A 25,246-nucleotide genomic window follows, 5' to 3' on the forward strand; every position below is an offset into this window, starting at 1 on the left:
GGATAAGGACAGAACATGGCTATTCGCAAGTACAAGCCCACGACCCCGGGCCGTCGCGGTTCGTCGGTAGCGGACTTCGCCGAGATCACCCGATCGACGCCTGAGAAGTCGCTGCTGCGTCCCCTTTCGAAGACCGGTGGTCGTAACAACCAGGGCCGCATCACCACCCGCCACATCGGCGGTGGACACAAGCGCCAGTACCGCGTCATCGACTTCCGTCGTAACGACAAGGACGGCATCAACGCCAAGGTCGCTCACATCGAGTACGACCCCAACCGCACCGCACGCATCGCACTGCTGCACTACTTCGACGGCGAGAAGCGCTACATCATCGCCCCGAACAAGCTGAAGCAGGGTGACATCGTCGAGTCGGGTCCTTCGGCTGACATCAAGCCCGGCAACAACCTGCCGCTGAAGAACATCCCGACCGGTACGGTCATCCACGCCATCGAGCTCCGCCCCGGCGGCGGCGCGAAGATGGCCCGTTCCGCCGGCGCCTCGGTGCGTCTGGTCGCGAAGGACGGCCCGTTCGCTCAGCTGCGTCTGCCCTCGGGCGAGATCCGCAACGTCGATGCGCGCTGCCGCGCGACCATCGGCGAGGTCGGCAACGCCGAGCAGTCGAACATCAACTGGGGTAAGGCTGGCCGCAAGCGCTGGAAGGGCGTCCGCCCGACCGTCCGTGGTGTCGCGATGAACCCGGTCGACCACCCGCACGGTGGTGGTGAGGGTAAGACGTCCGGTGGTCGTCACCCCGTTTCCCCGTGGGGTCAGGCTGAGGGTCGTACCCGTCACGCCAACAAGGAAAGTGACCAGTACATCGTCCGCCGCCGCAACGCTGGCAAGAAGCGCAAGTAGGAGTAGAGGAAGATGCCACGCAGTCTCAAGAAGGGCCCCTTCGTCGACGAGCACCTGCTTCGCAAGGTGGTCGGTCAGAACGAAGCCGGTTCCAAGAACGTCATCAAGACCTGGTCGCGCCGTTCGATGATCATCCCGGCCATGCTGGGTCACACCATCGCCGTGCATGACGGTCGCAAGCACATCCCCGTGTTCGTGACCGAGACCATGGTCGGCCACAAGCTGGGCGAGTTCGCGCCCACCCGCACCTTCCGCGGCCACGTGAAGGACGACAAGAAGGGCCGCCGCCGCTGACGCGGGGGCGATAGAGGAGAGAGAAATGGTGGAGTCCATCGCACGCGTGCGACACATCCGCGTGACCCCTCAGAAGGCTCGTCGTGTCGTCGCGCTCATCAAGGGCAAGCAGGCTCAGGAGGCCCTGGCCATCCTGAAGTTCGCGCCTCAGGGTGCCAGCGAGCCGATCTACAAGCTCGTGCACGCTGCAATCGCGAACGCATCGGTCAAGGCCGATCGCGACGGCGAGTACCTCGACGAGCAGGACCTGTACGTGAAGAACGCGTACGTCGACGAGGGCACGACGCTCAAGCGGTTCCAGCCGCGCGCTCAGGGTCGTGCATTCCAGATCAAGAAGCGCACGAGCCACATCACGGTCGTGCTGGCCACTCCGGAGGTCGCTGACGCGCCCGCCGAGGCGGCCACGACGAAGAAGGCGAGCAAGTAATGGGCCAGAAGGTCAACCCGTACGGCTTCCGTCTCGGCATCACGACCGACCACGTGTCTCGTTGGTTCTCGGACTCGACGAAGCCCGGTCAGCGTTACGCCGACTACGTCGCCGAGGACATCAAGATCCGCAACCTGCTGCAGACGCAGCTTGACCGTGCCGGCGTCTCGAACATCGAGATCGAGCGCACCCGTGATCGCGTGCGTGTGGACATCCACACCGCGCGTCCCGGCATCGTCATCGGTCGCCGTGGCGCCGAGGCTGAGCGCATCCGCGGCGACCTCGAGAAGCTCACCGGCAAGCAGATCCAGCTGAACATCCTCGAGGTCAAGAACCCCGAGGCTGACGCTCAGCTCGTCGCCCAGGGCATCGCCGAGCAGCTCTCCGCACGTGTGGCGTTCCGTCGCGCGATGCGCAAGGGTCTGCAGGGTGCTCAGCGCGCCGGCGCCAAGGGTATTCGTATCCAGGTCTCCGGCCGTCTCGGCGGCGCAGAGATGAGCCGTTCGGAGTTCTACCGCGAGGGTCGTGTGCCGCTGCACACGCTGCGCGCGAACATCGACTACGGCTTCTACGAGGCCAAGACCACCTTCGGCCGCATTGGCGTGAAGGTCTGGATCTACAAGGGCGATCTCACCAACAAGGAACTCGCACGCGAGCAGGCCAACCAGAAGCCGGCTCGTGACCGTGGCGACCGCCGTCGTGCCCCGCGCAACGAGGCACCGGTCGCAGAAGGAGCGTCGGCATAATGCTCATCCCTCGCAAGGTCAAGTACCGCAAGCAGCACCACCCGAAGCGTTCGGGCCAGGCGACCGGCGGCACCAAGGTCTCCTTCGGTGAGTTCGGCATCCAGGCTCTGACCCCCGCCTACGTGACCAACCGTCAGATCGAGTCCGCTCGTATCGCGATGACCCGTCACATCAAGCGTGGTGGAAAGGTGTGGATCAACATCTACCCCGACCGTCCGCTCACGAAGAAGCCCGCCGAAACCCGCATGGGTTCCGGTAAGGGTTCGCCCGAGTGGTGGGTCGCCAACGTCAAGCCGGGCCGTGTCCTCTTCGAGGTCGCGGGCGTGAATGAGGAGCTCGCACGCGAAGCCCTCACCCGGGCCATTCACAAGCTGCCGCTCAAGGCACGCATCATCAAGCGCGAGGAGGGCGACGCGTAATGGCGATCGGCACCAAGGAGCTCGCACCTGCCGAGCTCGACACGTTCGAAGACCAGCGCCTCGTCGAGGAGCTGCGCAAGGCCAAGGAGGAGCTGTTCAACCTCCGTTTCCAGTCGGCCACCGGCCAGCTGGAGAGCCACGGCCGCATCCGCGCCGTCAAGCGCGACATCGCGCGCCTCTACACCGTGATCCGCGAGCGAGAGCTGGGCATCCGCGCGACGCCCGCTCCCGTCGAGGCTCCGGCGAAGAAGGCGTCCAAGGCGAAGGCGAAGAAGGAAGCTGCGGCTGACGACGCGCCGAAGGAGGAGGCCGAGTAATGGCTGAGAAGAAGGCAGCAGAGCACGCCGAGCACGACGTGCGCGACGCCGACGCCCGCGGGTACCGCAAGGCCCGTCGTGGCTACGTCGTCAGCGACAAGATGGACAAGACCATCGTCGTCGAGGTCGAAGACCGCGTGAAGCACCCGCTCTACGGCAAGGTCATCCGCCGCACCGAGAAGGTCAAGGCGCACGACGAGAACAACACCGCCGGTATCGGCGACCTGGTCCTCATCAACGAGACCCGGCCGCTGAGCGCCACCAAGCGCTGGCGTCTGGTTGAGATTCTGGAGAAGGCCAAGTGATTCAGCAGGAGTCCCGCCTCAAGGTCGCCGACAACTCCGGCGCGAAGGAACTGCTCACGATCCGCATCCTCGGTGGCTCGCGCCGCCGCTACGCGGGTCTGGGCGACACCATCGTTGCCACGGTCAAGGACGCGATCCCCGGCGGCAACGTCAAGAAGGGCGATGTGGTCAAGGCCGTCATCGTCCGTACCGCAAAGTCCACGCGCCGTCCCGACGGCTCGTACATCAAGTTCGACGAGAACGCCGCCGTCATCCTGAAGAACGACGGGGAGCCCCGCGGCACCCGTATCTTCGGACCGGTCGGTCGCGAGCTTCGTGACAAGAAGTTCATGAAGATCGTCTCGCTCGCCCCGGAGGTCATCTGATCATGGCGAACATCAAGAAGGGTGACCTCGTTCAGGTCATCACCGGCCGCAAGCAGGACAAGGGCGGCGACCGCGGTAAGCAGGGCAAGGTCCTCGAGGTCCTCGTCGAGCAGAACCGCGTCGTCGTGGAGGGCGTGAACTTCGTCACCCGCCACACCCGTGTGGGCCAGACGCAGCGCGGCACCAAGACCGGTGGCATCGAGACCGTCGAGGCCCCGATCCACATCTCCAACGTCGCCGTCGTCGACCCCTCGACCAAGGAGCCGACTCGCGTCGGCCACCGGGTTGAGGAGCAGGTCAAGGACGGCGTGAAGCGCACGGTTCGCGTGCGTTTCGCGAAGAAGTCAGGTAAGGACCTCTGATGGCAGCTACGCAGCCCCGCCTGAAGCAGAAGTACAACACCGAGATCAAGAAGGCTCTGCAGGAGCAGTTCGGCTACGCCAACGTCATGCAGATCCCCGGCCTGGTCAAGGTTGTCGTCAACACCGGTGTCGGCGAGGCAGCTCGCGACAGCAAGGTGATCGAGGGCGCCATCGCCGACCTCACCAAGATCACCGGTCAGAAGCCGGTCGTCACGAAGGCCCGCAAGTCCATCGCGCAGTTCAAGCTGCGTGAGGGTCAGGCCATCGGCGCGCACGTCACCCTGCGTGGCGACCGCGCGTGGGAGTTCGTCGACCGCCTGGTGAACCTGGCTCTGCCCCGCATCCGCGACTTCCGCGGTCTGTCGGGTGACCAGTTCGACGGCAACGGCAACTACACCTTCGGTCTCCAGGAGCAGAGCGTGTTCCACGAGATCGATCAGGACAAGATCGACCGCGTCCGCGGCTTCGACATCACCGTGGTCACCACGGCCAAGACGGACGACGAGGGCCGCGCTCTGCTGCGTGCGCTCGGCTTCCCGTTCAAGGCCGCTGACGCCGCAGCGTGATCCGGCGGTGTGGGGAGGGGAGCTGTACGGCGCCCCTCCCCACACCCCGTACAATTGAAGATTGCGTGCCCAGCAGGGCAAGGCTCATAGCAGGCCGTCTGTCGTGTAACGGCAGCCGGAACCTCATGAACAAAGGAAAATCATTATGACGATGACAGACCCGGTCGCAGACATGCTGACCCGTCTGCGCAACGCGAACTCGGCGCACCACGACTCCGTGACCATGCCGTCGAGCAAGCTCAAGACGAACATCGCCGAGATCCTCCAGCAGGAGGGCTACATCTCTGGCTTCGAGGTCACCGACGCGCGCGTCGGCAGCAACCTCACCCTGTCGCTCAAGTACGGCCCCAACCGTGAGCGCTCCATCGCCGGCATCAAGCGCGTGTCGAAGCCCGGTCTGCGCGTCTACGCGAAGTCGACCGAACTGCCTTCGGTCCTCGGCGGCCTGGGCGTTGCCATCCTGTCCACCTCCTCCGGTCTTCTCACCGACCGTCAGGCTGAGCAGAAGGGCGTGGGCGGAGAAGTTCTCGCCTACGTGTGGTGATCTGACATGTCGCGTATCGGACGACTTCCCATCGACATTCCCGCGGGCGTGACCGTTTCGGTCGACGGCCGTGAGGTCGCAGTCAAGGGCCCCAAGGGCGAGCTGAAGCTCGAACTGGCCCGTCCCATCGAGATCACGGTCGAGGAGAACCAGGTTCTGGTCACCCGCCCGGACGACGAGCGTGAGTCGCGTGCGCTGCACGGCCTGACTCGTACGCTCATCAACAACAACATCATCGGCGTCACCCAGGGCTACACCAAGGGCCTTGAGGTCGTCGGCACCGGTTACCGCGTGCAGCAGAAGGGCAGCTCGGTCGAGTTCGCCCTCGGCTTCTCGCACCCGGTCGTCATCGAGCCGCCCGCGGGCATCACGCTGACGGTCGAGGGCACCAACAAGCTGACGGTCAGTGGCATCGACAAGCAGGCTGTCGGCGAGGCAGCTGCGAACATCCGCAAGATCCGCAAGCCCGAGCCGTACAAGGGCAAGGGTGTGCGCTACGCCGGCGAGGTCGTGCGTCGCAAGGCCGGAAAGGCTGGTAAGTAACCATGGCTGTGAAGTCCAAGTCCGCCGCCCGCGCGCGTCGCCACGCCCGTCTTCGCAAGAAGATCGTCGGCACCGAGCTGCGCCCGCGTCTGGTCGTCAACCGCTCTGCTCGTCACGTCTTCGTGCAGCTGGTCGACGACGCCAAGGGTCACACCGTGGCATCCGCTTCCACGCTCGAGACCGACGTGCGCTCCTTCGACGGTGACAAGACCGCCAAGGCACGCAAGGTGGGCGAGCTCGTCGCTGAGCGCGCGAAGGCCGCCGGCGTTTCCGAGGCAGTGTTCGACCGTGGCGGCAACCGCTACGCCGGTCGTGTCGCAGCCATCGCCGATGGCGCCCGCGAAGGGGGGCTGGCACTGTGAGTGACAACAAGGAGAACGAAGTGACCGAAACCGCTCCTGCCGAGGCTCAGGCCGAGCCGCAGCGCGAGCAGCGTGACGGCCGTCGCGGAGGCCGCGACCGTGGTCAGAGCCGCGACCGCAACTCGCGCGACCGTGGGGACAACCAGTTCCTCGAGCGCGTCGTCACCATCAACCGCGTCTCGAAGGTCGTGAAGGGTGGACGTCGCTTCAGCTTCACCGCTCTCGTGGTCGTCGGTGACGGCAACGGTCTGGTGGGCGTCGGCTACGGCAAGGCCCGCGAGGTGCCCCTGGCTATCTCTAAGGGTGTCGAAGAGGCCAAGCGCAACTTCTTCCGCGTCCCGCGCGTCGGTTCGACCATCCCGCACCCCGTGCAGGGTGAGGCCGCAGCCGGTGTTGTGCTGCTGCGTCCGGCCGCTGCCGGTACCGGTGTTATCGCCGGTGGTCCGGTCCGCGCCGTGCTCGAGTGCGCTGGCATCCACGACGTCCTGTCGAAGTCGCTCGGTTCGTCGAACACGATCAACATCGTGCACGCGACCGTCGAGGCCCTGCAGGGCCTCGAGGAGCCGCGCGCCGTGGCCGCCCGTCGTGGTCTCGACTACGACGCGGTCGTGCCCGAGATCATCATCCGCAACGAGGCGAAGGCCGCTGCCGCCGCCGCTGCGCAGAAGGTAGGTGCCTGATGGCCGCGCGCCTCAAGGTCACGCAGGTGAAGTCCAAGGTGAGTGAGAAGCAGAACCAGCGCGACACGCTGCGTTCGCTCGGCCTCAAGCGGATCGGCGACTCGGTCGTCCGTCCCGACGACGCCCAGACGCGCGGCTACGTCCGCACCGTCGCTCACCTCGTCAAGGTTGAGGAGATCGACTAATGGCTGAGAAGAACGAGGCCGTCGAGGCCGAGAAGGCCACGAAGAAGCCCGCCGCCAAGAAGGCTGCTGCATCCAAGAAGGCTGAGACGAAGGCTGCTCCGGCAGCGCGTCCCGCCGTTCTGAAGGTGCACCACCTCCGTCCCGTCCCGGGTGCCAACACCGCCAAGACCCGCGTGGGTCGCGGTGAGGGCTCGAAGGGTAAGACGGCCGGTCGCGGAACCAAGGGCACCAAGGCCCGCAACACCGTGCGGGTCGGCTTCGAGGGTGGGCAGATGCCGCTGCACATGCGCACCCCGAAGCTGCGCGGGTTCAAGAACCCGTTCCGCGTCGAGTACCAGGTCGTGAACCTGGCCAAGCTCGCCGAGCTCTACCCGGCCGGTGGCGATGTCACCGTCAGCGACCTGGTCGCAAAGGGCGCCGTCCGCAAGAACGAGAAGGTCAAGGTCCTCGGCGACGGCGACATCTCGGTCAAGCTCACGGTGTCGGTCGACAAGGTCTCGGGCAGCGCCGAGCAGAAGATCGTCGCCGCCGGCGGTTCGGTCAACTGATAGTCCCGTCGTGAACGCGAGGAGGGGTCGGAGATTCTCCGGCCCCTCCTTTGCGTTACTCTGGACATTCGGCCGTCCTTCGACGTTCGGCAATCCCTTCAGGAGGAACGCCCTTGTTTAGCGCCATCGCGCGAATCTTCCGCACACCTGATCTGCGGCGGAAGATCCTTTTCACCATCGGCATCATCGCGCTGTACCGTCTCGGCTCGAATGTGCCTGCTCCGTTCGTGAACTTCCCGAACGTCGAGCAGTGCCTCGCGGCGAACGCCGGCACTGACGGCCTGCTGGGCCTCGTGAACCTGTTCTCCGGCGGCGCGCTGTTGCAGCTGTCGATCTTCGCGCTCGGTGTGATGCCATACATCACCGCGACGATCATCACGCAGCTGCTGCGTGTGGTCATCCCGCACTTCGAAGCACTGCACAAAGAGGGCCAGGCCGGCCAGAGCAAGCTGACGCAGTACACCCGCTACCTGACCATCGCCCTCGCACTGCTGCAGTCGGCGACCCTGGTGACGGTGGCGCGCAGCGGTCAGCTGTTCGGCACGACCGACGTCGCGGCCTGCAACAACCTGCTGACCAATGACGTGTGGTGGGCGCAGCTGCTCATCATCATGGCGATGACCGCAGGCACGGGTCTGATCATGTGGTTCGCCGAGCTGGTCACCGAGCGCGGTATCGGCAACGGCATGTCGCTGCTGATCTTCACCTCGATCGCCGCGACCTTCCCGGCCGCCATGTGGGGCATCTGGGAGGCCAAGGGCTTCGAGGTCTTCCTGCTCGTGCTGCTGATCGGCATCGTCGTGATGGGCATGGTCGTGTTCGTCGAGCAGTCGCAGCGCCGCGTGCCCGTGCAGTACGCGAAGCGCATGGTCGGACGCCGCACCTACGGCGGGACGAACACCTACATCCCGATCAAGGTCAACATGGCGGGTGTTATCCCGATCATCTTCGCCTCGTCGCTGCTGTACCTGCCGATGCTGGTGGCGCAGTTCAACACCCCCACCGATGGCAGCGAGCCGGCCGCGTGGGTGGTCTGGGTCAACCAGTACCTCGCCTCGGGCGACCAGCCGCTGTACATGGCCGTGTACTTCCTGCTGATCATCGGCTTCACCTACTTCTACGTCGCGATCACGTTCAACCCGGTCGAGGTCGCCGACAACATGAAGAAGTACGGCGGGTTCATCCCCGGCATCCGCGCGGGACGACCGACCGCGGAATACCTCGACTACGTGATCACGAGGATCACGTTCCCCGGTTCCCTCTACCTCGGCTTCGTCGCGCTGATCCCGCTGATCGCGCTGGCGACGGTGCAGGCGAACCAGAACTTCCCGTTCGGCGGCGCCTCGATCCTGATCATCGTGGGTGTCGGCCTTGAGACGGTGAAGCAGATCGACGCGCAGCTGCAGCAGCGCCACTACGAAGGGCTCCTGAGATGACCGCCACCGCACGACTGCTGATCGTCGGCCCGCAGGGCTCCGGAAAGGGCACCCAGGGTGTCCGTATCGCCGAGGCGCTGGGCATTCCCGTCGTCTCGACCGGAGACATCTTCCGCGCCAACATCAAGCAGGGAACCGAACTCGGCCAGAAGGTCACCGCGATCCTGGATGCCGGTGACCTGGTGCCCGACGAACTGACCAGCGAGATCGTTCGCGACCGGCTCTCGCAGGAGGACGCCGCCACGGGCTTCCTGCTCGACGGCTACCCCCGCAACACCGCTCAGGTCGCGCACCTCGACGCCTTCCTCGCAGATCAGGGTGCCTCGCTCGACGCCGTGCTGCTGCTGGATGTGCCGCGTGACGAGAGCATCGCGCGTCTCAGCCTGCGTGCCGTCGAGCAGGGGCGCTCGGATGACACGGAAGAAGCCATCGCGCACCGCCTGGACATCTACGAGAACGAGACTGCTCCGATCATCTCGGTGTACGCCGAGCGTGGCATCGTCGACCGTATCGACGGCGTCGGCTCGCTTGACGACATCACCGCTCGGATTTCGGATGCCCTCGCCGCGCGCGGCATCGCACAGCTGGTCTGATCTGTTCTGATGTTTCGAAAGTCGATCTACAAGAGCCCGGCGCAGCTGAGGTCGATGGTCGAGCCCGGCCGGATCACGGCAGCGGCACTCGAAGCGCTCCGCCCGCTCGTGCGGGCGGGCGTGAGCACCGCTGAGCTTGACGCCGAGGCGTCGCGGGTGATCATCGCGCGTGGAGCGGAGTCGAACTTCAAGCTCGTGCGCGGGTACCGGCACACAACGTGCATCTCGGTGAACGAAGAGGTCGTCCACGGCATCCCCGGCGACCGTGTGCTGCAGCCCGGTGACATCGTCTCGGTCGACTGCGGCGCACAGTTCCAGGGGTGGAACGGAGACAGCGCCGTGACCTTCATCGTCCCCGGCGATGCGCCCGCTGATGTTCTCGCGCGACGAGAAGAGCTCTCCCGGGTCACGAACGGGTCGATGTGGGCGGGAATCGCGGCGATGGCATCCGCCTCGCACATCGGCGACATCGGCGCGGCGATTCAGGACTACGTCGAGGCGCAGGGGCCGTCCGTGGTTTCGGGGGAGAGCTACGGCATCCTGCGTGAGTACGTCGGTCACGGCATCGGACGCAAGATGCACGAGGCACCCAGCGTGTTCAACTACCGCACGCCGGATCCTGGTGCAGAGGTCCGCCCGGGCCTGGCCCTTGCGATCGAGCCGATGCTCACCGCCGGTGGCGAGGCGACGTTCGTCGAGGACGACGACTGGACGGTATCGACGGTAGACGGTTCTGACGGCTGCCACTGGGAGCACAGCGTCGCCCGCCACGAGAACGGCATCTGGGTGCTCACTGCGCCGGATGGGGGAGCGGCCGGTCTTTCTCCGTTCGGCGTGACTCCGACCCCGATCGCCTGAGGTCTCACACGCCAGGCATAGCGACGTCCGGGCAGAATATTCGTTGAGGCAACAGGTTCGCCGACGCGGCGAGCCGTACACAGATCGGAAGTCTATGGCTGCTGCGCAGGGCAGGAACAACTGGTTCGTCATCGGTATCTCGACCGCCGTCGTGGTGGTGCTCGTCGCACTCGGTGCGCTCGTGGTGTGGATGAACAACCGTGCGAACGACCCGGGGGCCGCGCCCACCGGCGACATCATCAACGCGGAGTCGGGCGCGATCACCTTCGGCGAAGGCGACGATGTCGTCGCCACGTACCTGGACTTCATGTGCCCCGCGTGCAACGCCTTCGAACAGTCGTACGGGCAGAGCCTGCAGTCGGCGGCGGCCAACGACGACATCACGCTGGAGATCTATCCGGTCGCGATCCTCGACCACCTCTCCCAGGGGACAAACTACTCGTCCCGCGCCGCGGGAGCGATGTACTGCGTTGCCGACGCCGCCCCAGACAAGGCGCTGGACTACATGAACGCGCTGTTCGCGAACCAGCCGCAGGAGTCGGGGCCCGGTCTGACCGATGAGCAGCTCGCGCAGATCGCGGAGCAGGTCGGTGCGGATGCCGCCGTCAGCTGCATCGCCGACGGCACCTACGAGAAGTTCGGTGCCGCCCAGGCCAAGAAGCACGATGTGCGCGGTACTCCGACGGTCGACATCAACGGCACGCGCCTGGACATCAGTGAGATCAACACCGAGCTGCCCAAGGTGCTGCCCTGATCTCCAGACGCTGACGGCGCACTCCGGGGGAGCGGCGGAGAGGCGATCGGTGAGTGGGTAGACTGGTTGGTTGATGTCCCGACCCGGGACCGACACCGCCTGTCGTCTTTCTGAAGGACCCACCACCATGTCTCTTCGCCGCTCTTTTGCCGTGCTCGGAACCTTGGGCGTTGCCCTGGGCTCCGGCCTGATCGCTGTCAGCCCGGCAGTCGCCGCCACGTCGGCACCCGGCGCGACGGCAGGTCTCAGTGCTGCACTGTGCCCGCCCGAACTGCTCCCACCGCCCGCCAACGACAACCAGGTGTGGCACGACGACCAGATCGGCGTGTTCGCGGGTGGTGACTTCATCGCCGAATCGGCATCGGCTGAGTCCGAGGGGCTGCTTGTTGTTCTCGGCGACGCGACCTTCCGCAACGGCAAGGGGTTCAATGTCGGCACCGTGGGTGTCGGCTCGGGCGTCTCGCCCACGCCCGGTGAGGTTATGCTCGCGGTCGGCGGCGACATCCGTGTCGAAGGTGCGAACACGGTGCTGGATGTGGGTGCCAACGCGACCAACGCGGATGACGAGCTCGTCGGAGGCTCGGTGCAGGTCGGGGGCAACACGACTCCCGCCTACCCGGCACCCGCGTATCGCCTGAACGAGGGAACCCTCACCGAGGGGATGGGGGCGGACGCCCTCAGCGCTTGGGCCGAGACCGACGTCGCGGCCATGTCGCAAGCGTTCTCCGGGCGGGACGACACCGGCGAGGTGACAGGTGACCAGTGGAACCTGACGTTCACGGGTGACGGCGCTAGTTTGCGACAGGTGTTCACCGTGTCCGCTGACAAGCTCACCGTCGGGAACCCTGCGATTCACTTCCTGCAGATCCCCGAGCGCGCCAGCGTGGTCGTGAACGTGACCGGCTCCGGCGATGTCGTCTGGGCCCCGACCTACTTCACCGACAACGGCGACCGAGTCGACGGACTGGACGCTCCGCGGTTCGGCCAGGTGGCCGGGCGCACGCTGTGGAACTTCGCAGATGCCGATTCGGTGCACATCGACGGCAGCAGCCAGGTGCTCGGTTCGCTCGTGGTTCCCGCGAAGGACTCCACCGACGCTCCGGCGATGCGCATCACGGCATCGACCAACGGCGTCATCTACACCGCCGGCTCGATCATCATGGACGGCCAGGGTAACGAGCAGCACTTCTACCCGTGGATCGAGTACCCCTGCGGCTCCACGCCGGAGCCGGGGCCGGAGCCGGAGCCGCAGCCTGAGGTCGAGGGCGCCTTCACGATCACCAAGACGGTACAGGGCGAGAACGCTCCGCAGGTTGCCTTCAGCGGTGCGTACAGCTGCTCGATCGACGACGCGCAGGTCAGCACGGGAGTGTGGGAGCTCGCCGCCGGTGAGACGACAGACCCCATCGTCGCACCCGTCGGAGCATCCTGCGCGGTGAGCGAGGATCTTCCCACTGACACCGAGGCCGGCACCTGGGGTGCCCCAGTCGTGTCCGGTTCGCCGGCGATCATCACGAAGGCATCCGCGCAGGAGCCCGTCCGCATCTCGGTGCTGAACACGTTCGTGCCCGCGCCCGGCCCGGGCCCCGACCCCACGCCGACCCCCGAGCCGACGCCGGACCCGGAGCCCACGCCGGACCCGGAGCCCGCGCCGACCCCGGAGCCGACGCCGACCTCGGAGCCCACGGTCGAGCCGACGCCGGCTCCGACCACGCCGGCTGAGACGCCCGAGGGTGAACTTGCGACCACGGGTGGCACGATCGCGATCACGACCGTGGCTCTCGGAGCGCTGCTGTTGGTCGCCGGACTGCTTCTTCGCCTGCGTCACCGCGCGCAGCAGTAATCGGTAGCTGCGTCGTCGCGCATTTGCCGCACGGGCATCGACGGTCTATCATAGATCTTTGGTGCCGTGCGCCTTGTTCTGGCGTGTCCCAACTCGGCGGCGCAGCACCGCTATCATCACCCATCCACCGCAGATCGACCGATCTGCAGAAGCGTCAGCGAGGCTATGGCTAAGAAAGACGGTGTCATCGAGATCGAGGGCGTCATTTCCGAGGCGCTGCCCAACGCGATGTTCCGCGTTGAGCTCAGCAACGGACACAAGGTGCTCGCCACGATCTCCGGAAAGATGCGGCAGAACTACATCCGCATCATCCCCGAAGACCGCGTGGTCGTGGAGCTTTCGCCCTACGACCTGACCCGCGGGCGCATCGTCTACCGCTACCGCTGATCGGTCGAGAAGTAACGGCTGTCGACTGGCGAGTCCCTGTGACGGGGCTCGGCACGAGAGAGCACGAAGACAGCGAACAGGAAGCACTATGAAGGTCAACCCCAGCGTCAAGCCCATCTGCGACCACTGCCGCGTGATCCGTCGTCACGGTCGCGTCATGGTGATCTGCAAGAGCAACCCGCGCCACAAGCAGCGCCAGGGCTGAGCACCAGCTCCACAACTGAATACTCCGGTCGTCGAGTGAGTGCATCACTCCACGACCGGGAAATGAACAGGCAGGTCGGATCCCGCGCAGGCGGGGGACACCCCGGGTTGGAGGCCCGGGAACGGACTCTGCTCCACACCTCCACCTCACTCCAGGAGATACCGCATGGCACGTCTTGCCGGCGTTGACATCCCGCGCGACAAGCGCGTGGTGATCGCCCTCACCTACATCTACGGCATCGGCCGTACCCGCTCCGTCGAGATCCTTCAGGCGACCGAGATCGACGAGTCGATCCGCGTCAAGGACCTCTCCGACGAGCAGCTTGTCGCACTGCGCGACCACATCGAAGGCAACTACAAGGTGGAGGGTGACCTGCGCCGCGAGGTCGCCGCCGACATCCGCCGCAAGGTCGAGATCGGCTCCTACGAGGGTCTGCGTCACCGCCGTGGCCTTCCGGTGCGCGGTCAGCGCACCAAGACCAACGCGCGTACCCGCAAGGGCCCGAAGCGCACCGTCGCCGGCAAGAAGAAGGCCCGCTAAGCGGCCAGGGAATAGGAGAACACTTTCATGGCTGCACCCAAGGCCGCCGCGCGCAAGCCGCGCCGCAAGGAAAAGAAGAACATCGCGCTGGGCCAGGCCCACATCAAGTCGACGTTCAACAACACCATCGTTTCGATCACCGACCCGTCCGGCGCTGTCATCAGCTGGGCCTCGTCGGGTGGCGTGGGCTTCAAGGGCTCGCGCAAGTCGACCCCGTACGCGGCCGGCATGGCCGCCGAGTCGGCTGCCCGCCAGGCCGCCGAGCACGGTGTCAAGAAGGTCGACGTCTTCGTCAAGGGCCCGGGCTCGGGTCGTGAGACCGCGATCCGCTCGCTGCAGGCCGCTGGCCTCGAGGTCGGTTCGATCCAGGACGTGACGCCGCAGGCTCACAACGGCTGCCGTCCGCCGAAGCGCCGCCGCGTCTGATCTCGTCCCTGCCCGCCCGGCGCCGCTCAGGCGCCGGGCGGGCAGGTCCACAACTCAAGACCTCACCCACACATGTCATATAGCGGGCATGTGATCGAAAGGAACACATAGTGCTCATCGCACAGCGTCCCACTCTCACCGAGGAAAAGATCTCCGAGAACCGCAGCCGGTTCGTCATCGAGCCGCTGGAGCCCGGGTTCGGATACACGATCGGCAACGCGCTGCGCCGCAGTCTGCTGTCGTCGATCCCCGGCGCATCGGTCACCACCATTCGCATCGACGGCGTGCTGCACGAGTTCAGCACGATCCCCGGTGTGAAGGAGGATGTCACCGAGATCATCCTGAACATCAAGCAGCTGGTCGTTTCCAGCGAGCGCGACGAGCCCATCACCGCGTACCTGCGCAAGACGGGCGCCGGCGAGGTCACCGCCGCTGACATCTCCGCTCCGGCGGGTGTCGAGGTGCACAACCCCGAGCTGGTCATCGCGACGCTCAACGACACCGCTCGCTTCGAGCTCGAGCTCACCATCGAGCGTGGCCGCGGCTACGTCTCGGCTGCGCAGAACCGCAGCGAGTACGCCGAGGCCGGCCAGATCCCGATCGACTCGATCTACTCGCCGGTGCTCAAGGTCAGCTACCGTGTCGACGCCACCCGTGCCGGTGAGCGCACCGACTTCGACAAGCTGGTGCTCGATGTCGAGACGAAGTCGGCGATCAGCGCACGCGACGCCGTCGCATCGGCCGCGAAGACCCTCACCGAGCTGTTCGGTCTCGCTCGCGAGTTGAACACCGAAGCAGAGGGCATCGAGATCGGCCCCGCGCCGGTCGAGGCCGTGCTCTCCAGCGAGCTCTCCATGCCGATCGAGGACCTCGATCTGTCGGTGCGCTCGTACAACTGCCTCAAGCGTGAGGGCATCAACACCGTTTCGGAGCTGGTCGCCCTTTCGGAGACGCAGCTGATGAACATCCGCAATTTCGGACAGAAGTCGGTCGACGAGGTGCGCGACAAGCTCGTCTCGCTCGGTCTGTCGCTGAAGGATTCGGTGCCCGGTTTCGACGGCGCCCACTTCTACAGCGCAGGCGAAGACGAGTCCTTCTGAAACCCGACCTCTTCCTGATCAGGAGCTAGACGAACATGCCCAAGCCCACCAAGGGTCCCCGCCTCGGAGGCGGCCCCGCACACGAGCGCCTTCTTCTCGCGAACCTCGCGGCAGCGCTCTTCACCAACAAGTCGATCCGCACGACCGAGACGAAGGCCAAGCGCCTGCGTCCGCTCGCGGAGCGTCTGATCACGCTCGGCAAGCGTGGCGACCTGCACGCACGCCGCCGTGCAGCGACCGTGCTGCGCTCGAACAAGGACGCCCTGCACGTTCTGTTCGCCGAGATCGCCCCGCTGGTCGCCGAGCGTGAGGGTGGCTACACCCGTATCACGAAGGTCGGCAACCGCAAGGGTGACAACGCGCCCATGGCCGTGATCGAGCTCGTTCTCGAGCCCGTCGCGCCGAAGAAGAAGGCCAAGCCCGCCGCTAAGGCCGCAGCGCCCAAGGCTGAGAAGGTCGAAGAGGCACCCGCCGAGGAGACCGTCGAGGCTCCCGTCGAGGATGCCGCTGCTGAGGCACCCGCGGAGGAGAAGGCCGAGTAAGGCCCTCCACGCGTTGTAAGAAGCCCGCCACCCTCTGGGGTGGCGGGCTTCTTCGCATCCGCTGGCGTAGTGAAGCGTTACGCGGCGCGAAGCTCCTTGCGCAGGATCTTGCCCGCGCTCGACTTCGGGATGGTCTCGATGAACTCGACCTGGCGCACCTTCTCGTGCGGGGCGACGCGCGCTGCGACGAAGTCCATCACATCCTGGGCGCTGAGATCAGCATCCGCCTGACGCACCACGAAAGCCTTCGGGATCTCCTGGCCATCCTCGTCGTAGGCACCGATCACGGCGCTGTCGGCGATGAGCGGATGCTCGAGCAGGAGTGCTTCGAGCACGGCGGGCGCTACCTGGTAGCCCTTGTACTTGATGAGCTCCTTCAGGCGGTCGACGATCCGGAAGATGCCGTCGGAGGTGACGGTCGCGATGTCACCGGTGTGCAGCCAACCGTCGACGTCGAGCATCTCGGCGGTCGCCTCGGGGCGGTTCAGGTAGCCGCTCATGATCTGCGGGCCGCGCAACCAGAGTTCGCCGGCGGCGCTGGGGCCATCGGCGGGAACGTCGACGTCGATGCCGGTCTCGGGGTCGACGATACGGGCCTCGGTGTTGGGGACAAGCGGGCCGATCGACGACTTGTCGATGTCAGTGCGCTCGGCCGGGATGAGGTTGGCCGCCGGGCTCGTCTCGGTCATGCCGTAACCCTGCACCACGCTGCAGCCCAGGCGCTGCTCGACCGCGGCCGCCAGTGCACCGTCCAGCGGCGCCGCCCCCGAGAAGATCACGCGCACCGACGACAGATCGTACTGGTCGACGATGGGGTGCTTCGCGAGCGCCACCGCGACCGGCGGAGCGATGAACACCCAAGACGTGCGGTGTTCCTGGATGATGCGCAGGAACTCGGGTAGGTCGAACTTCGGCATGGTGACCAGTCCGGCGCGCTGACGGATCGCGAAGTTCAGCAGCACCGTCATTCCGTAAATGTGGAAGAACGGCAGGATTGCGAGGATGCGGTCCTGCTCGCCGACGGTGAGCATGGAGCGGCACTGGGCAACGTTCGCGACCAGGTTGCGGTGTGTGAGCATCACGCCCTTCGGGCGACCCGTCGTCCCCGATGAATAGGGCAGCACAGCGAGATGCGTCGCCGGGTCGAAGACGACGTCCGGTGCGGCGTGGCCCTCTGCCAGCAGGGATCGCAGGTCCGGGTGGCCCTCTGCTCCGTCGAGCACGATGAGCCGGTCGTCGGGAATACCGCGCTGCGCGGCGGCTGCCTTCGCGCCCGCGAGCAGCGGTGTGACGGTGATCAGCCACTCCGCACCGGCGTCCTCAAGCTGGTTCGCGATCTCGTCGGCCGTGTACAGGGAGTTGATGGTCGTCGCGGTGGCACCGGCACGCAGAATGCCGTGGAAGACCGTCGCGAACGCCGGGATGTTGGGGCAGAGGATGCCGATGCGTGAGCCGATCCCGATGCGACGGGCGGCGAGAGCACCCGCGAACAGGTCGATCTGGGCGACGAGCTGTCGGTACGTCGTCTCGGCGCCGCTCGTGCCGTCGACGATCGCGACGGCATCCAGCTGAGTCTCGTCGAGATCGGCGAACAGGTACTCGTGGATCGACGTGTTCGGGATCTCGATGTCGGGAAGTGTGCTGCGCATGGGGATCTCCTTCGATCGCGCGTCCGATGTGGGACTCAGTCTCTCATGCTGTGACACGCAATGCCGAACCTGCGGGGCGCCGACCCCGTGCGCAACAGACACAGCGCGCGGGTTTAGTGTTGACCGTGTGACTGAAGAGGATCTGTCCATCACCCGAGAGCCTCGCGCGTACTTCACCTTCGTCTTCATCGGACTGCTGGCGGGCCTCCTCTCGGGGCTGTTCGGCGTCGGCGGCGGAACGGTGATCGTGCCCCTGCTCGTGCTGATGCTGCACTATGGTCAGCGCCGCGGTGCCGGCACGTCGCTCGCCGCGATCGTGCCGACGGCGAGCATCGGTGTCATCTCGTACGCCCTGGCCGATGCGGTGGCCTGGATCCCGGCGCTCATCCTGGCCGGAGGCGCTGTCGTGGGGGCGCAGATTGGCACCTGGTTGCTGCCGAAGGTCTCACAGTCGGCATTGCGCTGGGGCTTCGTGGCGTTCCTCGTCGCGGTCATCGTCAGCCTGTTCGTCGTGATCCCGTCGCGCGAGGCTGAGCTCGTGCTCGGGTGGGGCAACGGCATCGGCCTCGCGGGTGTCGGCGTCGGCACCGGCATCATCGCCGGGCTCATCGGCGTCGGCGGAGGCGTCGTCGTCGTGCCCGTGCTGATGCTCGTCTTCGGCACCAGTGACCTGGTCGCCAAGGGCACGTCGCTGCTGATGATGATCCCCACCGCGATCTCGGGGACCATCGGCAACCTGCGTCACGGCAACGTCGACCTGCTGGCGGCCGGCATCATCGGACTCGCCGCTTGCACGACGACGGCGCTGGGCGCCTGGTTGGCGACGATCGTGGATCCGTTCGTCGGCAACATGCTCTTCGCGGGCTACCTGCTGTTCATCGCGGTGCAGATGAGCGTGAAGGCCATCCGCGGACGCCGGCGCTGATCTCGCCCGCGCTGGAGGGTTTGTCCGGTCGTGGGCACCGGCGCTTCTGAGGCACGCTCGGTAGGATTGAGGGGTGCCTGTGAACAACGAACTGGTCGGCCGGGAGTTCCCGCCGACGGCCCCGTATCTGGTCGGACGAGAGAAGGTGCGCGAATTCGCCCGCGCAGTCTTCGCGGATGCTCCTCAGCACACCGACGTCGAGGCGGCCCGCGCGGCCGGCTATGCCGACGTCGTTGCGCCGCCGACCTTCGCGATGGTCGTGCAGGACCTCACTCTTCAGCAGCTGCTCGCCGAGCCCGACTCGGGGATCGTGCTCGCCCGTACGATCCACGCCGAGCAGCGGTTCGCCTACACGCGTCCGATCGTCGCGGGCGATGAGCTGACCGCGCAGCTGGCGGTCACGGGCATCCGCACTCTCGGAGGCAACGCGATGATCACGAGCGACGCGACGATCACCGATGGCGACGGCGCGCACGTCGTCACCGCCACCAGCGTTCTGCTGGTGGGCTCGGAAGCTACCGACGAGGAGGCGAAGTGATGGCCGAGTACACCGTTGGCGACATCGTCGCCGAGCGCACCGTGCACCTGACACGTGAGTCGCTGGTGCGTTACGCCGGGGCATCCGGTGATTTCAACCCGATCCACTACCGCGACGATGTGGCCGAGGCCGTCGGCCTTCCCGGCGTGCTCGCGCACGGCATGCTCACGATGGGGCTGGCCTCGTCGACGGTGCTGGCCGCGCTTCCCGCCGACGTCCGTGTGATCGACTACGGGGTGCGCTTCACGAAGCCGGTCGTCGTCGATCCCGAGCATGGCGCTGATGTGCACGTGCTCGCCAAGGTCGGCGCTGCCGATGAGACCTCGGCGCGCATCGATCTCACGGTGAAGGCCGCCGAGACCACGGTGCTCGCCAAGGCCCAGCTGCGCGTCGCGCTCTGAAGGGGCGTCGGCTGAGATGACAGAGATCGAACCCATCGCCCTGCGCGAGCTGACCACCCTGCGGACGGGCGCCGCCCCGCATCGGATGCTGGATGCCACCACGACCCCCGAGCTCATCTCCGCTCTCCGCGAGGTGTGGCAGGAGGGAGGCGAGTGGTTCGTGCTGGGAGGGGGATCCAATCTCTTCGTCGGTGACGAGCCGTTCGACGGCACGGTCATCCGCATCCTCACCACCGGTATCGAGGAGCTGCCGTCGCCGCACGAGGGCCGCATCCGGTTGCGTGTGCAGGCGGGGCATTCGTGGGACGACCTGGTCGCCTACGCGGTCGAGCGCGGATACGCGGGCATCGAGGCGATGAGTGGTATCCCCGGGACCGTCGGTGCGGCTCCCGTGCAGAACGTGGGCGCCTACGGGCAGGAGATCCAGGAGACCCTCGTCGAGGTCGAGCTGATCGACGAGCACGCCGACGACGCCGTCGTGGTTCCGGCCGCCGAACTCGGATTGGGGTTCCGTACCTCGGTGCTCAAGCACCACTACGGCGAGGTGCAGGAGCGCCGCGCCGTCATCCTCTCGGTGACCCTCGACCTGGCTGTGACGGGCGATGGCGGACGCGTCGTGCGCGGTGACCAGCTGCGCCGGGCCCTGGGCCTGGAGGACTACGAGCCTGTGCCGCTGAGCTGGGTGCGCGCGCGGATCCTCGAGACCCGTGCGATGAAGGGGATGCTGCTCGACGAGGCCGATCCCGATACCCGTAGCGCGGGGTCGTTCTTCCAGAACGCGATTGTGTCCGAGGCCGTGGCGCGCACGCTGCCGGCGGAATGCCCGCGGTGGAAGGTCGAGCCCGACCTCGACGCGATGACAGTGATTCCGTTGGACGACTACTACGGGCTCAGCCCGCGCGCCGAGCGGCCCGCGAGCATGGTGAAGGTCAGCGCCGCATGGCTGATCGAGAACTCGGGCATCCGCAAGGGCTTCAAACTGCCGCGTTCGCGCGCGGGCATCTCGACGAAGCACGCCCTCGCGGTGACCAACCGCGGCGGTGCGACCGCCGCTGAGGTGAGCGAGCTCGCCCGCTTCGTGCAGAGTCGCGTGCACGCCGAGTACGGTCTGCTGCTGCAGCCCGAGCCGGTTCTGGTGGGCGTCGAGCTCTGACGCCGCCGACACCCCCAGTTCACGCCGAGACCCCTACGTGGCTGCGCAGCTACGTAGGGGTCTCGGCGGTAGAACGGGGGTGTCGACGCGCGGGGTCAGGAGGCGAACAGGCGCTGCAGGCGCTGCACGCCCTCCAGCAGCTGGTCGTCGCCGAGCGCGTACGACAGGCGCAGGTAGCCGGACGGGCCGAAGGCCTCGCCGGGGACGACGGCGACCTCGGCCTGTTCGAGGATCAGATCGGCCAGCTCGAGCGACGTCGTGGGAGTCACACCGCCCCAGGTTCGGCCGAGGAGGCCCTGCACATCGGGGTACACGTAGAAAGCGCCCTGCGGGTTGGGCACCACGAGCCCGTCGATCTTCGACAGCTCCGACACGATCAGACGGCGACGGCGGTCGAACGCCTCGCGCATCTGCTCGGCCTCGGTCTGAGGCCCGGTCAATGCAGCGATGGCTCCGCGCTGCGCGACGTTGTTGACGTTGCTCGACAGGTGCGACTGCAGGTTGGCGGCGATCTTGATGGCATCCGCCGGCCCCACCATCCAGCCCACCCGCCAACCGGTCATCGCATACGTCTTGGCGACGCCGTTGACCAGGATCGTCTGACCGGCGACCTCGGGCAGCGCCTCGACGATCGAGGTGGCCTTGACGCCGTCGTAGGTGAGGTTCTGGTAGATCTCATCCGAGATCACCCAGATGCCGTGCTCGACGGCCCAGGCGGCGATCGCGGCGGTCTCGTCGGCCGAGTACACCGAACCGGTCGGGTTCGACGGCGAAACGAACACCAGCACTGTGGTGCGGTCGGTGCGCGCGGCTTCGAGCTGCTCGACGGTGACCTTGTAGTCCTGGTCGGCGCCGGCGAACACCTCGACGGGCACGCCGTCCGCCAGGCGGATCGCCTCGGGGTAGGTGGTCCAGTACGGCGCGGGCAGCAGCACCTCGTCGCCGGGGTTCACCACGGTCTGGAAGGCCTGGTACACCGACTGCTTGCCGCCGTTGGTGATCAGCACCTGCGAGGGCGAGACTTCAAGGCCCGAGTCGCGCAGCGTCTTCGCGGCGACGGCTTCGCGCAGCGCGGGAAGTCCGGCCGCCGGCGTGTACCGGTAGTTGGCCGGGTCGGCGAGGGCCTCGGCGGCGGCATCCACGATGAACTGCGGCGTCGCGAAATCGGGTTCGCCGGCCGCGTACGAGATCACGGGGCGGCCTTCGGCCTTGAGGGCCTTGGCCTTGGCATCCACCTTCAGCGTGGCGGACTCGGCGATGGCGGACAGCTTGCGGGAGAGAGGGGCGCGTTCGGTCACGATCTTGATCGTACTCGGGTGGCGCTACTCATTGAATCCTCTCCCGCGCTGCTCGTAGCGTCGGCGGCGATCGGCTGTGGCCGGCGCGACCGAAGGAGCTCGAATGCACACGACCAGACGCGGATTCCTGCAGCTCGGAGGCACGGCGCTCGCCGCGTCGCTGATCCCCGGACTGCTGCCGAGCAGCGCCGGCGCGGCGCCCCCGCCGCTGTCCATCGCGGGAGGGACGGAAGCGCTGCGTGCGCGCTGGGTCGACGCGCTCACCAGCCGATCGATCATCACCGCCGATCCGACAGGGTTCGACGACGCCATCGCCGCGCTCGACCGGGGGACCACTGCGCTGATGCAGCAGATCGCCCCCACCGGCACCCGGTACTTCACCTCGACCGACTGGACGGTTGGCGCCACGGATTTGCTGCGTTCGAACCAGATGCGGCTGAACTACGTCAACCTTGAGAAACTCGCCACGGCGTGGGCCACCCCCGGCTCGACGCACGAGGGGTCGTCCGAGGTGCTCGATGCGGTGCGCACGGGGCTTGCGCACATGCACGAACAGATCTACCACCCCGGCACCGCGTGGTGGGGCAACTGGTGGTCGTGGAACATCGGTGCCGCGCAACCCCTGGCCAATGTCATGGCGCTGATCCGCGACGAGCTCGATCAGGCCGACATCGACCGCTACTGCGTGGCGTTCGATCATTTCCTGCCCGAGCGCGACCCCCGACTCCAGCAGCATCCGAGCGGCGTGCAGGAGTCCAACGGCGCCAACCGCGTCGATATCTGCCAGGCCGTCATCGTGCGCGCCGTCGTCCAGCCCGATGAGCCGCTGCTGCGCGCGGCGGTCGACGCGCTCAGCCCCACCTGGCAGTACGTGACCGAGGGCAACGGCTTCTTCGCCGACGGCTCGTTTGTGCAGCAGTCCACCATTGGCTACACCGGCACCTATGGTCTTGTACTGCTGGGCGGCCTGTCGAAGCTGTTCGCCCTGCTCGCCGATTCCGACTTCCCCATCGTCGACCCCACGCGCAGTAATCTCACCGGTGTGATCGAGGGGTCGTTCGCGCCCTTCATGTTCAACGGGCAGATGATGGACGCGGTGCGAGGGCGTGCGGTCGCACGCTATGCCCTGCGCAGCAAGGACAATGGTGACGAGCTCATCGAGCACACGCTGCGCCTGGCGAAGGCCGCCGACCCCGATACCGCGGCACGATGGCGGGGTCTGTGCCGGCAGTGGATCGAGTCGAACGCTGCCGCCGACATCGCCGAGTCGACGAAGATCGGCCGCCGTGCACTGGTCGCGGAGCTACTCGACGCCGAGGTCGTAGCCAGACCGGATGCCACCGGCCCGCGGTTCTTCCCCGCGATGGACCGTCTTGTGTACCGTTCGACCGACGGCTCCTGGGCACTATGCGTCGCGATGTGCTCGAACCGGATCGCGTGGCACGAAGGAACGGGCGCCGAGAACATGCGGGGTGTCAAGACCAGCCAGGGGATGACCTATCTCTACCTCGCTGACGACGACACGCACTTCGACGATCACTTCTGGGCGACATCCGACCTCGAGGCGCCTGTCGGTGCCACCGTAGATCTCACTCCGCTGCCGGACAATCCGGAAGGGCAATGGGGTGAGACGACCCCGGCGAACGAGTGGACGGGCGGCGCGACGCTCGACGAGTTCGCGGTCTCGGCCATGCACCTGGTCGCGCCGGGCGGAACCGGACTCGTCGCCCGCAAGGCGTGGTTCTTCCAGGACGATCTCGTCGTCGCGCTCGGCAGCGACATCTCGTCGCGCAGCGGGGCCGAGGTGCGCACGGTCGTCGAACACCGAAACCTCGGTGGCACTCCGCGCACACTCACCGTGGACGGCGAGGCGATCACCGCCCCGCGCACTCTGCGCGGCGCGCGCTGGGCGCACCTCGCCGACGTCGGCGGCTATGTGTTCCTCCCCGGCTCGCCCGCCCTGCGCGCCGAGCTGGTCGAGCGGCAGGGTCGATGGACCGACAACGCGACCCGTTCGGTGCCCGAGACACAGCAGGTGCGTCGCCGTCAGTACGCGACGCTGGCGTACACGCACGGACCGGATGCCACCGATGCGTCGACGTACGCCTATGCACTGCTGCCGGGTGCCGACGCGGCGCAGACTGCCGCCCGCGCCGGCGACCTCGGCGTGCGGGTGCTGCGCAACGACTCCGCCGTGCAGGCGGTGCGGTTGCCCTCCGGCGCGATCTGCGCCGCGGTGTGGGCAGGCGCCGCGTTCGACAGGGTGCGGATCTCATCGAGCGCGACGCTCATCCTCAAGAAGATCCCGACCGGTCTGGAGGTGTCTCTCGCCGACCCCACCCAGACTCAGGACGCCCTGGACGTCGTGCTGGTCGGCATCGCCGGTGACCGCGTGTCCGGGCCGGACGCGGACCGCGTCTCGCTCACCCGCGTCCGATCCGAGGTACGACTGCGCGTCGATACCCGCGGCACCGCGGGCAGGTCGCTGCGCTTCTCGGTGCATCGACGCTGAGCACGCCACGGATACCGGTGCTATCTCAGCGCTCGACGAGGATGCCGTCCTCGTCGGCATAGAGCCGGGCGCCGGGGCGGAAGACGACGTCGCCGAACTCGACAGTGACATCGACCTCGCCGACGCCGTCCTTGGCGCTCTTGCGCGGGTTGGTGCCCAGCGCCTTCACTCCGAGCGGCATCCCCGCGATTGCGGCGCTGTCGCGCACGCAGCCGTGGATGACGACGCCGGCCCAGCCGGCATCCACCGCGAGCTGCGCGATCATGTCACCCATCAGTGCGGTGCCGAGCGAGCCGGCGCCGTCGACGACGAGCACGGCACCGTCACCGGGGGAGGAGAGCAGCGTCTTCACGAGCGCATTGTCCTGAAAGCAGCGCACCGTGCGGATCGGGCCCTCGAACGCGGTCACCCCGCCGAAGGAGCGCAGTTGAAGCGGGAGCGACTGCAGGGCGTCGCCGTGCTCGTCGTAGAGGTCTGCGGTGGAAGTCATCGAGGCGTCCTGTCTGCGGGGTGATAGCGGAAAGAGACGAGAGGTCGGATGCCGTGGCATCCGACCTCTCGGTGAGTC

General features: G+C 66.8%; 35 protein-coding genes. 32 read left to right on the forward strand and 3 right to left on the reverse strand.

The annotated features are described in order from the left end of the window. Positions 1–15: 15 nt before the first annotated feature. The 27 genes from rplB to rplQ all read left to right on the forward strand — a co-directional run bounded on the left by rplB (position 16) and on the right by rplQ (position 16,202). Positions 16–855 carry a 50S ribosomal protein L2 gene (rplB, locus tag JF543_RS11750; protein WP_179410060.1) on the forward strand — a complete coding sequence of 280 codons (840 nt, stop codon included), beginning with the start codon at positions 16–18 and terminating at the stop codon, positions 853–855. A 12-nt stretch (positions 856–867) separates the two neighbouring features. Further along, positions 868–1,149, forward strand: a complete 282-nt coding sequence (gene rpsS / locus JF543_RS11755) for a 30S ribosomal protein S19 (RefSeq protein ID WP_179410061.1) — start codon at positions 868–870, stop codon at positions 1,147–1,149. Positions 1,150–1,174: 25 nt separating this feature from the next. Continuing rightward, entirely contained in the window at positions 1,175–1,576 is a 402-nt protein-coding gene (rplV, locus tag JF543_RS11760; protein ID WP_179410062.1) for a 50S ribosomal protein L22, read from the forward strand. Continuing rightward, positions 1,576–2,322, forward strand: a complete 747-nt coding sequence (rpsC, locus tag JF543_RS11765; RefSeq protein ID WP_179410063.1) for a 30S ribosomal protein S3 — start codon at positions 1,576–1,578, stop codon at positions 2,320–2,322. The genes rplV and rpsC overlap by 1 nt, the downstream gene beginning before the upstream one ends. Beyond that, positions 2,322–2,741: a 50S ribosomal protein L16 gene (rplP, locus tag JF543_RS11770; RefSeq protein WP_179410064.1), complete on the forward strand. Its 420-nt coding sequence runs from the start codon at positions 2,322–2,324 to the stop codon at positions 2,739–2,741. Before rpsC ends, rplP begins: the two co-directional genes overlap by 1 nt. Further along, positions 2,741–3,058 (forward strand): 50S ribosomal protein L29, encoded by a 318-nt coding sequence (rpmC, locus tag JF543_RS14550; RefSeq protein ID WP_179410065.1) that lies wholly within the window; start codon positions 2,741–2,743, stop codon positions 3,056–3,058. Before rplP ends, rpmC begins: the two co-directional genes overlap by 1 nt. Then, positions 3,058–3,363 (forward strand): 30S ribosomal protein S17, encoded by a 306-nt coding sequence (gene rpsQ / locus JF543_RS11780; RefSeq protein ID WP_179410066.1) that lies wholly within the window; start codon positions 3,058–3,060, stop codon positions 3,361–3,363. The genes rpmC and rpsQ overlap by 1 nt, the downstream gene beginning before the upstream one ends. Continuing rightward, positions 3,360–3,728, forward strand: coding sequence for a 50S ribosomal protein L14 (gene rplN, locus JF543_RS11785; protein WP_206551475.1), 369 nt, complete (start codon positions 3,360–3,362; stop codon positions 3,726–3,728). The genes rpsQ and rplN overlap by 4 nt, the downstream gene beginning before the upstream one ends. A gap of 2 nt (positions 3,729–3,730) precedes the next feature. Further along, positions 3,731–4,090, forward strand: coding sequence for a 50S ribosomal protein L24 (rplX, locus tag JF543_RS11790; protein ID WP_179410068.1), 360 nt, complete (start codon positions 3,731–3,733; stop codon positions 4,088–4,090). Further along, on the forward strand, positions 4,090–4,656 hold the full coding sequence (gene rplE, locus JF543_RS11795) for a 50S ribosomal protein L5 (RefSeq protein ID WP_179410069.1): 567 nt from the start codon (positions 4,090–4,092) through the stop codon (positions 4,654–4,656). Before rplX ends, rplE begins: the two co-directional genes overlap by 1 nt. A 145-nt stretch (positions 4,657–4,801) precedes the next feature. After that, positions 4,802–5,200, forward strand: a complete 399-nt coding sequence (rpsH, locus tag JF543_RS11800) for a 30S ribosomal protein S8 (protein ID WP_179410070.1) — start codon at positions 4,802–4,804, stop codon at positions 5,198–5,200. Positions 5,201–5,206: 6 nt separating this feature from the next. After that, positions 5,207–5,743 carry a 50S ribosomal protein L6 gene (gene rplF, locus JF543_RS11805; protein ID WP_179410071.1) on the forward strand — a complete coding sequence of 179 codons (537 nt, stop codon included), beginning with the start codon at positions 5,207–5,209 and terminating at the stop codon, positions 5,741–5,743. Positions 5,744–5,745: 2 nt separating this feature from the next. Then, the gene (rplR, locus tag JF543_RS11810) at positions 5,746–6,105 is read left to right on the forward strand and encodes a 50S ribosomal protein L18 (RefSeq protein WP_179410072.1); all 360 of its coding nucleotides are present in this window, start codon (positions 5,746–5,748) and stop codon (positions 6,103–6,105) included. Further along, the gene (rpsE, locus tag JF543_RS11815) at positions 6,102–6,785 is read left to right on the forward strand and encodes a 30S ribosomal protein S5 (protein ID WP_179410073.1); all 684 of its coding nucleotides are present in this window, start codon (positions 6,102–6,104) and stop codon (positions 6,783–6,785) included. Before rplR ends, rpsE begins: the two co-directional genes overlap by 4 nt. Continuing rightward, positions 6,785–6,970 (forward strand): 50S ribosomal protein L30, encoded by a 186-nt coding sequence (rpmD, locus tag JF543_RS11820; RefSeq protein WP_018171461.1) that lies wholly within the window; start codon positions 6,785–6,787, stop codon positions 6,968–6,970. Before rpsE ends, rpmD begins: the two co-directional genes overlap by 1 nt. After that, complete coding sequence (rplO, locus tag JF543_RS11825; protein ID WP_218847916.1) at positions 6,970–7,518, forward strand: 50S ribosomal protein L15; 549 nt, start codon at positions 6,970–6,972, stop codon at positions 7,516–7,518. The genes rpmD and rplO overlap by 1 nt, the downstream gene beginning before the upstream one ends. Positions 7,519–7,631: 113 nt before the next feature. Continuing rightward, on the forward strand, positions 7,632–8,954 hold the full coding sequence (gene secY / locus JF543_RS11830; protein WP_179410074.1) for a preprotein translocase subunit SecY: 1,323 nt from the start codon (positions 7,632–7,634) through the stop codon (positions 8,952–8,954). After that, entirely contained in the window at positions 8,951–9,547 is a 597-nt protein-coding gene (locus JF543_RS11835; protein ID WP_179410075.1) for an adenylate kinase, read from the forward strand. Before secY ends, JF543_RS11835 begins: the two co-directional genes overlap by 4 nt. Before the next feature lie 9 nt (positions 9,548–9,556). Then, positions 9,557–10,405, forward strand: coding sequence for a type I methionyl aminopeptidase (map, locus tag JF543_RS11840; protein WP_179410076.1), 849 nt, complete (start codon positions 9,557–9,559; stop codon positions 10,403–10,405). A gap of 94 nt (positions 10,406–10,499) precedes the next feature. Beyond that, entirely contained in the window at positions 10,500–11,159 is a 660-nt protein-coding gene (locus tag JF543_RS11845; protein WP_179410077.1) for a DsbA family protein, read from the forward strand. 127 nt (positions 11,160–11,286) lie between these two features. After that, positions 11,287–13,002 carry a choice-of-anchor A family protein gene (locus tag JF543_RS11850; protein WP_206824476.1) on the forward strand — a complete coding sequence of 572 codons (1,716 nt, stop codon included), beginning with the start codon at positions 11,287–11,289 and terminating at the stop codon, positions 13,000–13,002. Between the two features lie 165 nt (positions 13,003–13,167). Further along, complete coding sequence (gene infA, locus JF543_RS11855; RefSeq protein WP_017201569.1) at positions 13,168–13,389, forward strand: translation initiation factor IF-1; 222 nt, start codon at positions 13,168–13,170, stop codon at positions 13,387–13,389. 88 nt (positions 13,390–13,477) lie between these two features. Next, entirely contained in the window at positions 13,478–13,594 is a 117-nt protein-coding gene (gene rpmJ, locus JF543_RS11860; RefSeq protein WP_071644008.1) for a 50S ribosomal protein L36, read from the forward strand. Between the two features lie 165 nt (positions 13,595–13,759). Next, positions 13,760–14,134 carry a 30S ribosomal protein S13 gene (gene rpsM, locus JF543_RS11865; RefSeq protein ID WP_179410079.1) on the forward strand — a complete coding sequence of 125 codons (375 nt, stop codon included), beginning with the start codon at positions 13,760–13,762 and terminating at the stop codon, positions 14,132–14,134. Between the two features lie 27 nt (positions 14,135–14,161). After that, entirely contained in the window at positions 14,162–14,560 is a 399-nt protein-coding gene (rpsK, locus tag JF543_RS11870) for a 30S ribosomal protein S11 (protein WP_071644012.1), read from the forward strand. A 110-nt stretch (positions 14,561–14,670) separates the two neighbouring features. After that, positions 14,671–15,660 carry a DNA-directed RNA polymerase subunit alpha gene (locus JF543_RS11875; protein ID WP_179410080.1) on the forward strand — a complete coding sequence of 330 codons (990 nt, stop codon included), beginning with the start codon at positions 14,671–14,673 and terminating at the stop codon, positions 15,658–15,660. Between the two features lie 35 nt (positions 15,661–15,695). Next, complete coding sequence (rplQ, locus tag JF543_RS11880; RefSeq protein WP_179410081.1) at positions 15,696–16,202, forward strand: 50S ribosomal protein L17; 507 nt, start codon at positions 15,696–15,698, stop codon at positions 16,200–16,202. Between the two features lie 77 nt (positions 16,203–16,279). Here the strand turns inward: rplQ and JF543_RS11885 are convergent, their stop codons facing one another. Then, a complete protein-coding gene (locus JF543_RS11885) occupies positions 16,280–17,851 on the reverse strand; it encodes an AMP-binding protein (RefSeq protein WP_206824477.1) in 1,572 nt (523 codons plus the stop codon). 127 nt (positions 17,852–17,978) lie between these two features. Between JF543_RS11885 and JF543_RS11890 the strand changes: the two genes are divergently transcribed. The 4 genes from JF543_RS11890 to JF543_RS11905 all read left to right on the forward strand — a co-directional run bounded on the left by JF543_RS11890 (position 17,979) and on the right by JF543_RS11905 (position 20,868). Further along, positions 17,979–18,776: a sulfite exporter TauE/SafE family protein gene (locus JF543_RS11890; RefSeq protein ID WP_274367563.1), complete on the forward strand. Its 798-nt coding sequence runs from the start codon at positions 17,979–17,981 to the stop codon at positions 18,774–18,776. A 73-nt stretch (positions 18,777–18,849) separates the two neighbouring features. After that, positions 18,850–19,314: an FAS1-like dehydratase domain-containing protein gene (locus JF543_RS11895; RefSeq protein WP_206821865.1), complete on the forward strand. Its 465-nt coding sequence runs from the start codon at positions 18,850–18,852 to the stop codon at positions 19,312–19,314. After that, positions 19,314–19,715, forward strand: coding sequence for a MaoC/PaaZ C-terminal domain-containing protein (locus JF543_RS11900; protein WP_206824478.1), 402 nt, complete (start codon positions 19,314–19,316; stop codon positions 19,713–19,715). Before JF543_RS11895 ends, JF543_RS11900 begins: the two co-directional genes overlap by 1 nt. 16 nt (positions 19,716–19,731) lie before the next feature. After that, positions 19,732–20,868 carry a UDP-N-acetylmuramate dehydrogenase gene (locus tag JF543_RS11905; protein WP_206821867.1) on the forward strand — a complete coding sequence of 379 codons (1,137 nt, stop codon included), beginning with the start codon at positions 19,732–19,734 and terminating at the stop codon, positions 20,866–20,868. A 95-nt stretch (positions 20,869–20,963) separates the two neighbouring features. Here JF543_RS11905 and JF543_RS11910 read toward each other — a convergent pair whose 3' ends face one another. Further along, complete coding sequence (locus JF543_RS11910; RefSeq protein WP_206551488.1) at positions 20,964–22,166, reverse strand: pyridoxal phosphate-dependent aminotransferase; 1,203 nt, start codon at positions 22,164–22,166, stop codon at positions 20,964–20,966. A 103-nt stretch (positions 22,167–22,269) separates the two neighbouring features. Here JF543_RS11910 and JF543_RS11915 point away from each other — a divergent pair, with 103 nt between their 5' ends. Then, a complete protein-coding gene (locus JF543_RS11915; protein WP_206824479.1) occupies positions 22,270–24,678 on the forward strand; it encodes a polysaccharide lyase 8 family protein in 2,409 nt (802 codons plus the stop codon). 25 nt (positions 24,679–24,703) lie between these two features. Here JF543_RS11915 and rraA read toward each other — a convergent pair whose 3' ends face one another. Further along, complete coding sequence (gene rraA, locus JF543_RS11920) at positions 24,704–25,168, reverse strand: ribonuclease E activity regulator RraA (RefSeq protein WP_179410088.1); 465 nt, start codon at positions 25,166–25,168, stop codon at positions 24,704–24,706. Between the last annotated feature and the right edge of the window lie 78 nt (positions 25,169–25,246).

The organism is Microbacterium esteraromaticum, assembly GCF_017303215.1.
Lineage (GTDB): Bacteria > Actinomycetota > Actinomycetes > Actinomycetales > Microbacteriaceae > Microbacterium > Microbacterium esteraromaticum_C.